The following is a 10966-nucleotide window of genomic DNA, read 5'->3' on the forward strand; positions in this document are numbered from 1 at the left end:
TGCTGTTCTTACTTCGCGGAGACCTTCTTCTGGATGAACTCGTCGATCGCGGTTAGCGAGACGAATACATTGGTGAGCATCTCCTCAGGGGAGATGGAGACCGAGAACTCGGTCTCCAGGAAATTCATCAGCTTGACGTAGCCGAACGAATCGATGACCCCGGCCTTGAAGAGATCGGTGCCCGGAGTGATCGTGTCGTCGAACTCGAAGAGGAAGCGCTCTTCGAGGTATTCGCGGATCGATTCCGTCGTGGTCGCCATGTGTCACACTCCAGCCTTGATCTTGTAAACCATCTGGGTGAGGGCCAGGCCTCCGATTTCGGTGAACTCCATTTCCTCGTCGCCGTCGAGGAGCGTGCGGACGCTGTCGGTCCAGCGCACCGGGGCCACCAGTTGTTCCGTCAGCATCCGGGCCACCTGGCCCGGCTCGTAGGGCCGGCCCGTGACATTGGAGACGACCGGTGTGTGGGGTTCGGCGAATTCGAACCGTGTCAGGAATTCGGCAAACTCCGCCCGGGCCGGCTCCATGTAACGGGAGTGGAACGGCGCGCTCACCCTGAGCGGGACACAGCGGATGTCCCGGCTTTTCAGGGCGTCCTGGGCCGCGGCCAGTACGGTCGGGGTGGCCGCGATGACCAACTGTGAACCGCTGTTGAAACCGGCGATGTCGACGCCGTCCACACCGTCCTCGGCGAGAATCTCCCGCAGCTGTTCCTCGGGTGTGTTCATCACCGCGGCCATGCCGCCGTCGGAGGCCGCCGCCATCAGTTCCCCGCGTTTGGCGACCAGTTGCAGCCCGGTCTCGAAATCGAAGGTGCCGGCCGCGAGCAGTGCGTTGTACTCGCCCAGGCTGTGTCCCAGGTAGAAATCCGCGGGCTGGTCCTCGCGGTGGGCCCGCTCGAAGGCGCGCAACGCGTTCACGACGTACAGCGCCGGCTGGGTGTACTCGGTGTGTGCCAGCACGGCATCGGGATCCTCCGTGCACAACGCGACAAGGTCGTATCCCAGCACCTCCGAAGCGAACTGCACCAACCCCGGATAGTGCCCGAACACCTCGGCCCCCATGCCCTTTTCCTGACTTCCCTGTCCCGCAAACATGACCGCCAGCACAACACTCCTCGAACCTGCCGAAAACCACAGCGGAAAACCGTCGGATGTACCTCGAAAAAGCAGCGGCCCGCGTCACGCAAGGGAACTCGCGGCGAGGTCGCCCAAGGCCGCCGACCGCAGCACGTCCACGAACGCCTCGGCCCGGCTGCTCATGGCGAGGCCCGGCAGCATGGCCACCCCGAGGGACGACGGGGCCGGCGGGTCGGCGAGATCCACCGCGCGGACCCGGCCGCCGTCCAACGTCACCGTGCTCGACGTGCGTTGATGCAGCAACGCGAACCCGGCGCCGGCGGCCACGAGCCCGCGCAGGGTCTCCAGGCCCGCGGTCGTGATCACGTCGGGCATGGGGACGCCGGCATTGGCGCACACCTTCTCGAAATGCCGTACAAGGGGCGGCGAATCCAGGGTCACCAGGGGGCCGGCGACCAGTTCCCGCAATGCGATCGAGCCGCTCGCGCCCCGCGGATCGTCCTCGGCCAACAGCGCATGCACGGATAGGTCGACGAGCGGACGGAAACTGGCGTCACCTGCCAGAAAGTCATAGGTCACGGCCACCTCGCAGCGGCCGTCCTGTAGGAATTCCACGAGCTGGTCGGCGGCTGCCTCCCGTATGTTCAACTGCAGTGCCGCATGGCGCTCCTTGGCCATCCGGCAGGCCGAAGGCAGCAGATACGGAGCGATCGCGGAGAAGAAACCGACATCCAGCCGGCCGGCGGTTTCGCTGGCCAGTGCATTGCCCCGGGCCTTGAGATTACTGGCCTGGCCCAACAAAACTCGCGCCTCTCGCAGGAGATGCCGGCCGCTCGGGGTGAGGGTGACCCCGCGGGCATGATGACGTAACAGGAGTTGCACACCGAGCTGGCGTTCCAGCCGCATCACGGCCGACGAAACCGTGGACTGCGAGGCGCACAGCCGGTCGGCCGCCTCGGATATGTTGCCCAGTTCGGCGGAGACGACGAAATAGCGCAGTTGCGTGAGACTGAATCCCAAGTGATCGGTCATAGTGCACATCCGGATACCTTGTCCTGGCGTCGGACCATGCGGATTTCGCGTTCGGCGGTCTCGGTGTCAAAGGGATCCCGGAACTCGGCGGCGAGCCATGGGCGGGCGGCTGGCCGATGCGGGAGATCCGGGGTGCGCAACAGGATTGTGTCCGGTGGCCGTTGTGGAAAATCCGGTCGACCGGTGATGGCTTCGAATGCGCTGTCTTCAGTGCTGTTCGGGGGGCGAGCGGAGGTTTTCGCGAACATCGGGACCGATTTACGAGTGCGGTCGAGTGCCCGACAAGGGGCCGGCCTAGCCGCATCGATCGCTGCCGTAAGCGGTGGCCGAGCCCGAAACGGCAGGGGCACGCGGAAATTCGTCTGCTGAGGAATACGAGTCCCTGGTGCCCCCCCGTCTCTCCGTGTCGGCGCTGCAAGGCGAATCCGGCACCGACCCCTTCGTTGTGGTCGGCGCCCAGGATCTGCCCTTCGCCCTCATGGGACTTCTTCACCTTAGAGCGCGTGTTTTCCGGTCGCGCCCCACCATTTGGACAACCGCCGGGTGGCCAAAGCCGGTCACCGCGGTGGACAACCCGGCATGCGTTCGGCAGGGCCTTACGGGAGCATTCGGCGGGCCCCTTCCCGTGCTCCGTCACTCCTGGAACGGCAGGCTCGTCAACGGTGTTGCCGCCGCCGATCGGCCCGGGCGACGTCAGGATCACCGGTCATATGAAGGTACCGACCACGCGGTCGTCCGGCCACGTACGATTCCATTCCGGCCAATCCCGCCGCGCGGCGCCGTCGGGCCGGGTGTCCGGTAACCGCCAGGCGCCGGCGCACTCTTCCAGACACCGCGCCGGCTCCGGCCCGCGTGCCCGGCCCGCCGGGAACGCCGAGGGTGGGGAGCGCCGCCGCGGCGCTCCCCACCCTTCCCCTGGCGATGTCCGACGGCCCCTCGACCGCCGGAGGCCCACCGGGTCCCTCAACCCGATGGAGCCAGGTGGCTTCAGTCCCGGCCGTACGCGCGAAACCCGCGGCCGGACTTACGTCCCAGCAATCCCGCCTCCACCATCCGCCGCAGCAACGGCGGCGGCGCGTAGACCGGCTCCTGGAACTCGGCATAGATCCGGCAGGACGACTGGTGGCATTCGGTGGGTTCTCCGAGCGCACCATCGGCGAAGGCATGCACTACATCCGCATGCCTCCGAGAAGGTGACCATGCGATCTCTGCTGGTGGAGCGGCAAAAATGCAGCTCAGAGGTCATACTTGCAGTGATTCAGTGGTGCGCATGTTCGGTCGAGTGGAACCGGGTCTGGCAGGTTGATGCCGACCGGATACTGAGGTTTCTGATGATGCGTCAGCTGGGGTGAACGCTCGGTTCACCTGTCGGCCGTGGTGTGCCCCTTGGTCGCCTTCTTGCCTCTGTGGCAGGGTTGCCCGCCGCGCCCACTCGTGGGGCTGATTCGAGTTCTGCCTGCTGTGTGAGCGCGGCGCCATCGCAGTTGAACTTGGCTTCCCGTTGAACGAGACATCCAGTGGTAAGGCGGTGCTTCTGTGCTGGGCATCTTGGCCGTGCGGGGCGTGGGGCGCGATACGCCCTGCAGGCGACTGCTTTAACTTCCCCTGACAGATTGTTGGGCCATAGCCCAGCATGCACGAAATGTGCGCGCCAAAACGTTGCGGGTCGTGGTAGAGGGAATCAGGGATTTGACCATGACGTGCGCCCAACCAGAGCATGCCCAAACCCTCCTGGTGCGAGGCACGTCTGAATGGTTGGGGGTTGCTGATGAGATCGCATGTCAAATAAAGACGGCCGGTTACCGTGACGTTGGCGGCGTCAGTCGTGGTAGCCGCATGCTGCAGCGGGCCATTGGCCGGCATTGCGCAAGCCGCCGGTGAGGACCTAGGGTCCCTCGTAGAGGATTATGCGTATCCGGATCGAGACAAGCTGCTGGCCGAAATGGGCTGAAGCTGCTCTCCGGAGACGGCAACATCACGCTGGCCGACTGCACCGCCGGTAATGACCTGGTGCGAATACAGAGCCGAGACGACGGATCGGGGCTTGCCAACGGCGCGCGTGTCGCCGAAGCGGCGAAGGGATGAGCTCGGCCGAGCGTGGGCCGCACGCCTCGATCGGGAGGGCCCGGTCCTCGGAGCCGTGCAGGACCAGCACCGGAATGTCGATCTTGGGTAGATCGGCGTGGAAGTCGGTGCCCCACGTGGCCACGCAGGCGACGGTTCCGGCGGGCGACGCACGGACCGCCCCGTTCCAGGCGTCCTGCACGGCCTCGGCGCTGATCTGGCTCTCGTGGCATGGTGCGGCGGAGTTCTCCATATTCCCGCCGCGCGGCGGGTTCCCGGTTGAGCGCTTCAGGGCCGGGAAGCGCAAGGAGGGGAGTACATATCCGCTCAATATTTACGCCGTACCACGCCACCGACCTTGCCTTAGTCTCCGACCTGTCGAGCAGCTTAGTTATCGAACGGCAATAAATATTGTTCGGGAGCGCCAACCCTGTTGGATTTGAGCGCCACGCAGGTGCGGCTCCGCCCTTACGGCCACACCCGGAGCCCCGAGCGGTGAAGGCAGGACGACAGCTCCCTCAGGTCGGCATCCATCGGATCCCGGCCAAGGCCCCAACTGGGGGTTCTTTTCGCTATATCATTGAACGTCGAGACGACTCGTCGCCAGGAATCTGGAGTGTTCGCGTCGTGCAGGTTCTAAATAGCGACACGCAAATTCCATTTCACGTTTTCAAGGCGCCGATCAGGTTGCAACCCTCGAGATGTTCCCCCACGCTTGTCACACGCGTTTCAGCCGACTTCCCAAGCCCTTTCCAGGGCAACACCTCCAAGAGGAGTGTCCCATGGCCAAGATCCTTTTCGTAATGACGGGCGCAAGCTACTGGACTCTGAAGGACGGGCACCGTCACCCCACCGGGTACTGGGCCGAGGAGTTCGTTGCTCCGTACACTGTGTTCACCAACGCCGGATACGAGGTCACCGTGGCAACACCGGGTGGCGTCGTTCCCGTTGTGGACACGATGAGCCTGGAGCCCCGCATGGCGGGCGGCGAGGAGAACGCCCTCCAGGAGGAGGCCGTCATCGAGAAGGCCGAGGAGCTGAGGCATCCCCTCTCCCTCAAGGAAGTGCGCCTCGAGGACTACGCCGCGGTCTACTACCCCGGCGGACATGGCCCGATGGAGGATCTCTCGGTCGACGCCGACTCCGGAGCACTGCTGCGAAAGGCACTCGCGTCCGGCAACCCCCTCGCCATCGTCTGCCACGCCCCGGCCGCTCTCCTCGCAACCCGCGACGCGAACGGCAACACCCCGTTCGCGAACTACCGCCTGACGGGCTTCTGCAACGAGGAGGAGGCCGGCGTCGGCTTCGCCGACAAAGCCAAGTGGCTTCTGGAGGACGAACTGAAGAAGCTGCCCACGGACTACTCGCGGGGTCCCGCCTGGGAGCCGTACACGGTCGTCGACCGCACCCTCTACACAGGGCAGAACCCCGCTTCCTCGGGCCCACTCGCCAAGGAGATCGTCAAGGCCCTGTCCTAGCCGCAGAGAGCCCAATCTCCTTCGTATGGCCGGTTCCGTGGCCCCGGACACCTACAAGCCGAAAGCGAGGCGCTGTGACACGAATGCAAGCTGCCCGGATGTACGGATACAAGGAGCCCCTTCGGATCGACGAGGTTCCTGTGCCCGAGCCCGCGCCGGACGAGATTCTACTGAAGGTCACCGCGGCAGGGATGTGCCGGAGCGACTACCAGCTCCTCGAGGGCTACTTCAAGGGCCCCTTCCCTTTGGACCTCCCCTACATCCCCGGGCATGAGATCGCGGGCCGCGTGGCAGGACTGGGAAGTGCCGTGCCCACGACGCTGGACTACTCGGAGGGCGACATGGTCGTGGTGAACCCCAGCTGGGGAGACGGCACATGCCGGCAGTGCCGCGAAGGCAACGAGCAACTGTGCAGCGGCAACGGAAGATGGGTCGGCTTCGGCCCTCAGGGAGGCTTCGCCGAGTACATGGTCGTGGATTACCGCCACGTGATCCCGGTCTCGGACGAAGCTGCGAAGGCACCCGAGCTCCTCGCCCCCATGACCGACGCGGGCATGACCCCGTACCGAGGGATGAGAAAGCTCCGGGACTCGGGCAAGCTCGGCGCCGGCCGCACGGTCGCCGTGACGGGTATCGGCGGGCTGGGAAGCTACGCGGTCCAGTACGCGAAGCTCCTCGGAGGCGGTGCGACGGTGGTGGCGCTCGCGCGCAAGGACAGCAAACTGGTCGTGGCGAAGGAGAACGGCGCGGACCACGGGATCAACGTCAAGGACAAGTCCACCGGGGCTATCCAGGACGAGTTGGAGAGGCTGACCGGCCGGAGAACTCTCGACGCCATCCTGGACTGCGTCGGCAGCGAGGCGTCCATCTCGATGGGGTTCGACCTGCTGGGGCCCGAAGGCGCACTGGCAGCGGTCGGCCTCATGAGCGAACGAGTCAAGCACCGTCAATTCCCGTTCGTGGGCATGGAGCTGTCCTACCTCGGCTCCTTCTGGGGGAACCACCTCGACCTTGTCGAGGTGCTCTCCCTCGCCGAAGCGGGCCTCGTCAAACACAACGTGACCAAGGTCAAGCTCGAAGACATCAACGAGAACCTCGAGGCCCTGGGCCGCGGCGACGTCATCGGACGCCAGGTCATCGTCTTCGAGTAGAGCCGGGGGGCTACCAAACCTCCCGACGCGGCCCGCCGGCTTCCCCCGGAATCCGGGGAGCCGGCGTGATGACGTCCATGACCGACCTACCGAGATGCCGATGCCGCGTTCCCCCCGATCACCGGCAGTGGAGGTGAGGGAACGTCTTGATCAAACCCTATGGTCCCTACGATTACATGCCGTCGATCAGGACCTTCTCGGTGACCTCGCAGTCCGTCGCCCAAGGCGGACCGTTGGCCCGCGAACAGGTGAGTGGCATCCTGGGAGCAGGTGGATCGGACATTTCGCCGCAGCTGAGCTGGTCGGGCTTTCCCGAGGAAACCCGCAGTTTCGCGGTCGCGATGTTCGACCCCGGGCCGGCGACGCCTCCGGGTAATGGCCCGGAGGCTACTTTCTCGTGGTGCACCGAACGGTGAGCGACCGGGTGCAAGGACGATGCCCCGGACGACAGCCAGAGGCCGTGGCGCTGAAGTCCAGCGCCACGGCGCTGCTGTTCTAGCCACGGAACCTTCTGCAGGGGAGGATGAGCAGCCGGATGAACTTGCGACATCGAAAGGCTGGCCTGCGACTTGCCAAGACAGGATTCGCTTGTTCGTGCAGCTGGCAACTCCAGTTTCAGCGACCTCAATCCGCTCCAACACGTCCGGCGCAACTGCGAGATGGCGATCATGCATGAAGCCGCCAGTCCTCAATTGCGTCCAGACATTCACAAGCATGCCCTGCTGGGTGTCCCCGAGGAAGTAACTCAGCCCGTATGACGACGTCTCAATTCTCGCCTCCCCCACCTCAGGCCCACCGGACGTCTCGTGATCTTCCGTCAACGGAACCAACGACCCGTCAGGTGTGTCTCCCGCGCTTGGGCGGGCTCGTCAGCCGACTGGGCGCCGGCATGCCCCACTCGGTGGTGGAGGCCGTGTTCGACGCGATGACCGAACCCTGGGGCCGGTTGCCAGTGTCGCAACTGGAGTATTCCGACGTGTCTCCGGACGGTTCGCCCTTGGAATTCGCAGTGGATCTGTCGAGCAGGGAGGCCGTAATCCAGATCGCCGTCGAACCGATGGCGACTCAGCTGGGACAGAGCTTCGCCGACCGGTCGTCAGCCGCATATGAAGCGGTGGAGCGTCTGGAAGCGGCCTTCGGTGTCCCCACCGATCAGTGGGAGGCGATAGCAGACGTGCTCCTGCCGCGAGATGGCGGCCAAGGACACGCGCTCATGCTCGGGGCGGAACTGCGGGCTTCGGCACCGCCTTCCTTCAAGGTGTGGCTGTATCCGGGAGTCCTCGGAACCGACAGAGCACCCGAAGTGGTCTTCGAGGCGTTGAGCAGGCTCGGTTTGCAGAGTTCCTGCTCCGCCCTCGCCCGACACGCCGCGCGAGGATTCGACACAGACATGCCGATCTTGTTCTCCCTCGACCTGACCACGGAACGGGAGCCCCGCACGAAGGTGTACTTCAGACACTACGACTGCGGTCCGGACATGCTGGCCCGGCATTTGTCGATCTACCCGGGCTTCCACTCGGACAGGGTCAGCGCTCTCGGCCACGCCCTGGAAGGTACGGGGAGCATGGCCGGCGAACAGCCCCCGGTCACATGCCTGGCATTCCGGCGATCCCGGGGGCCCGACCCAATCGGTGTCACGGCATACGTGCCCTTGTGGACATGCCCGGCACACGACGGCGAGATCCGCTCCCGAGTCGCTGCCTCCCTGATGGCTGAAGGCGTACGTACGGGCCGCTACGAGGCAGCCCTCCACGAAGTGACCGCCAGGCACCTCGACACGGGCCGCGGCATCCACAACTACATCTCCTGGCAACCGGGCAGCGGGCGACCGAGGATGAAGGTCTACTTCTCGCCCGAACTTCGCGGTCTCAACCCCCCGCTGCGCTACGACCGTTCGCATCCTGACACCGATCAGAAAGTGGAATCCCATGGATAGCGAGAACGAGCAGAGAGACGACTTGGTGGTCGTGCACACCGGGGAGACGTACGAGGGCAAGCAGGGCCACACGTTCTTCGCGGGCATCTCAAAGGAGACGGCCGGGTCCACACACCTGTGCGTGCACGTGGTTACGATCCCCCCGGGAGCCAAGGACGTTCCTCACCTGCACGAGGACCACGAATCAGCCATTTATGTCGTCTCCGGGAATGCACTGGGGAGGTACGGCAAAGACCTGCAGAAGACCGTGGCCGTGGGACCGGGCGACTTCGTGTACATTCCTGCGGGCGTGCCCCATCAGCCGATGAATGCGAGCGACACGGAGCCGGTTGTCGCAGTCATCGCCAGGACGGACCCGAATGAGCAGGAGAGCGTCATCCTGCTCGACGCGAACGAGCAGGACTGAGCGTGGGACCGTCGGCCGTCCGTGGTGATTGACAGCAAGAGAGACATCGAGTGTGTCCGGCGAGGGGCCTCCGCTGTGTACCGGAGGCCCCTCGCCGTGCGCGCGGGTGCGGCCTGTTGGTCTACTGCTGACCGGAGTCGTGAGCGGCGGTCACAATGAGATCAGTGACGGCCTGGGGGTGGGAGACCAGGGACACGTGCGAGGAGTTGATCTCCACCGTCTTGCGTGCGTGGGCACGTTTGGCCTCGTACCGTTCGAGGCTGGGGTCTATGCCCCGGTCCTGCTTGCCTACGAGCACGTAGACGGGCTTGTCACGCCAGGCCGCTTCGGTGAGCTTGGCCGTGAAAGCCGACTGTGCGATCGGGCGCTGTGTCGCGGCCATGATGGACGCCTGCTGCTGTGAGAGGTCCTGGGCGAAGGTCTCGTGGAGCTTCTCGGGCCGGATGTACACGTCGGTGCCCGTGGTGCCGTCGCCGTTACGGAACGGAACTTCCATGAACGCCTTGGCGAGCGGGGCCGTCGGGAACTTCGCGGAGAGGCTGGCGAAGGACTCGCCCTTGTCCGGCATGATCGCGTCGATGAACACCAACGCCTTGACGTTGTCGACGCCGGCGGCCGCCTGCGAGATCACCTCGCCACCGTACGAGTGTCCGACGAGGACGATCGGCCCCTTGATGGTCTTCAGGAGGCTGTTCAGGTACGTGGAGTCCTGGGGTATGCCGCGGAGCGTGTTGGGCGGGGCCATGACGTGGTAGCCGTCCCGCTGCAGACGCTGCACCACTGCGTTCCAACTGGACCCGTCGGCGAATGCTCCGTGCACGAGCACCACGGTCGGCTTCTGGCCCTCCGGGGCCTTCCCGAGACCGTCCGCTGCATGAGTCGGCGCCACGGCCAGGGCGGAGAACACCGCCACCCCGAGCGCGAGTCTGCCCTTGCCTGATTTCAGGATTCCAGAGGCTGTCATGTGCTTCCACTTCCTCGGAGTTGAAGGTGAACTCGGCCTTTTCAGTGGATGAGAAGGGTGAGGATCGTGCGGAAGACGCCGGCCGTAGCCGCCGCAATTGCCGTACGCAGACGGCGACGCAAACCTGGACGGGACCTCCGACGCGGAAAGCGGAGAGCCGACGTGACGCGCTAGACAAGCGTAGCCCGCAGTCGGCGGAGGTCAAGCCGAACGGTTAACGATGGATCGATGAATTGAACTGTCCTGGTGCAATGAGGATTTGGACTGGAGTATTCGTGCCACCGCCATTGGATCAGAGCGCCACTGAAGGGTCTGGGGAAGCGGCTGGTTCTGCAATCTCCGCAATGCGGATCTCACGCACCCGGCGCCACCGCACCATTTCCGTCCGTGCTATCGCGCAGCTCAGCCGCGCCGCTGTGATTCTTCAGGTAGGCAGTCGGCGTGATTCCGTAGAACGATTTGAAGTGCCTGATGAAGTGGCTCGCGTCAGTGAAATGCCAGCGCGCGGCGAGCTCGGAGACGCTGGCCAGGTTTCCCATCCTGACCAGGTCGTCGTGCGCCTTCTCCAGGCGTCGCCGACGAGCGAAGGCCATGACGGAATCATCTGCAGCCGCGAACGACCTGTGCAGGGTACGGACCGAGACTCCCACGATGCGGGCGATCATAGCTGGAGAGAGGTCGGGCTTGTTCAAGTTGTTCTCGATCGCGTTTTTCGCGACTTCCACCATGGTTCGAGGGTGGTCGCTGATCGACTCCGCGGCGCGCTCGGACAGCATTCCAGAAAACAGGCTGGCGCAGGCGTTGAGGGCGAGATCCTGCGTAAAGGCCGACCGGTCCAGGTCGTGGGCGCTCTTCT

General features: G+C 64.8%; 10 protein-coding genes and 1 pseudogene. 5 read left to right on the forward strand and 6 right to left on the reverse strand.

Features of this window, described 5'->3' with window-relative positions; all coding sequences use genetic code 11:
• Positions 1-8 precede the first annotated feature (8 nt).
• From CG747_RS37605 to CG747_RS37620, 4 genes and pseudogenes are all read right to left on the reverse strand, one after another.
• Positions 9-260: an acyl carrier protein gene (locus CG747_RS37605; protein WP_100606384.1), complete on the reverse strand. Its 252-nt coding sequence runs from the start codon at positions 258-260 to the stop codon at positions 9-11.
• A 3-nt stretch (positions 261-263) separates the two neighbouring features.
• Positions 264-1109: an ACP S-malonyltransferase gene (gene fabD, locus CG747_RS37610; protein WP_100606385.1), complete on the reverse strand. Its 846-nt coding sequence runs from the start codon at positions 1107-1109 to the stop codon at positions 264-266.
• A 72-nt stretch (positions 1110-1181) separates the two neighbouring features.
• Positions 1182-2111 carry a LysR family transcriptional regulator gene (locus CG747_RS37615; RefSeq protein WP_100606396.1) on the reverse strand — a complete coding sequence of 310 codons (930 nt, stop codon included), beginning with the start codon at positions 2109-2111 and terminating at the stop codon, positions 1182-1184.
• A gap of 987 nt (positions 2112-3098) precedes the next feature.
• Positions 3099-3296: pseudogene (locus CG747_RS37620) on the reverse strand (3-hydroxyacyl-CoA dehydrogenase family protein); the annotation flags it as partial.
• Positions 3297-4957: 1661 nt separating this feature from the next.
• Between CG747_RS37620 and CG747_RS37630 the strand changes: the two are divergent.
• The 5 genes from CG747_RS37630 (at position 4958) to CG747_RS37650 (ending at position 9146) form a co-directional block, all read left to right on the forward strand.
• A complete protein-coding gene (locus CG747_RS37630; RefSeq protein ID WP_100606386.1) occupies positions 4958-5653 on the forward strand; it encodes a type 1 glutamine amidotransferase domain-containing protein in 696 nt (231 codons plus the stop codon).
• A 98-nt stretch (positions 5654-5751) separates the two neighbouring features.
• Positions 5752-6804 (forward strand): NAD(P)-dependent alcohol dehydrogenase, encoded by a 1053-nt coding sequence (locus CG747_RS37635; RefSeq protein ID WP_100606387.1) that lies wholly within the window; start codon positions 5752-5754, stop codon positions 6802-6804.
• Positions 6805-6950: 146 nt separating this feature from the next.
• Positions 6951-7220, forward strand: coding sequence for a hypothetical protein (locus CG747_RS37640; protein ID WP_100606388.1), 270 nt, complete (start codon positions 6951-6953; stop codon positions 7218-7220).
• Between the two features lie 440 nt (positions 7221-7660).
• Complete coding sequence (locus CG747_RS37645) at positions 7661-8740, forward strand: tryptophan dimethylallyltransferase family protein (RefSeq protein WP_180985874.1); 1080 nt, start codon at positions 7661-7663, stop codon at positions 8738-8740.
• A complete protein-coding gene (locus tag CG747_RS37650) occupies positions 8733-9146 on the forward strand; it encodes a cupin domain-containing protein (protein WP_100606390.1) in 414 nt (137 codons plus the stop codon). Before CG747_RS37645 ends, CG747_RS37650 begins: the two co-directional genes overlap by 8 nt.
• A gap of 121 nt (positions 9147-9267) precedes the next feature.
• On the opposite strand, the gene CG747_RS37655 is transcribed toward CG747_RS37650, so the two are convergent.
• On the reverse strand, positions 9268-10110 hold the full coding sequence (locus tag CG747_RS37655; protein ID WP_100606391.1) for an alpha/beta fold hydrolase: 843 nt from the start codon (positions 10108-10110) through the stop codon (positions 9268-9270).
• Between the two features lie 353 nt (positions 10111-10463).
• Positions 10464-10966, reverse strand: a 503-nt coding sequence (locus CG747_RS50135; RefSeq protein WP_257980997.1) for a helix-turn-helix domain-containing protein, incomplete at its 5' end; no start/stop codon positions are given.

Origin of the sequence: Streptomyces sp. CB02959 (assembly GCF_002803155.1) — a bacterium.
Classification (GTDB): Bacteria; Actinomycetota; Actinomycetes; order Streptomycetales; family Streptomycetaceae; genus Streptomyces.

Coding starts and splice junctions, on each gene's coding strand:
- CG747_RS37635 (WP_100606387.1), top strand. CDS start 5,752: ATGTACGGATACAAGGAGCCCCTTCGGATCGACGAGGTTCCTGTGCCC.
- CG747_RS37655 (WP_100606391.1), bottom strand. CDS start 10,110: ATGACAGCCTCTGGAATCCTGAAATCAGGCAAGGGCAGACTCGCGCTC.
- CG747_RS37615 (WP_100606396.1), bottom strand. CDS start 2,111: ATGACCGATCACTTGGGATTCAGTCTCACGCAACTGCGCTATTTCGTC.
- CG747_RS37630 (WP_100606386.1), top strand. CDS start 4,958: ATGGCCAAGATCCTTTTCGTAATGACGGGCGCAAGCTACTGGACTCTG.
- CG747_RS37650 (WP_100606390.1), top strand. CDS start 8,733: ATGGATAGCGAGAACGAGCAGAGAGACGACTTGGTGGTCGTGCACACC.
- CG747_RS37605 (WP_100606384.1), bottom strand. CDS start 260: ATGGCGACCACGACGGAATCGATCCGCGAATACCTCGAAGAGCGCTTC.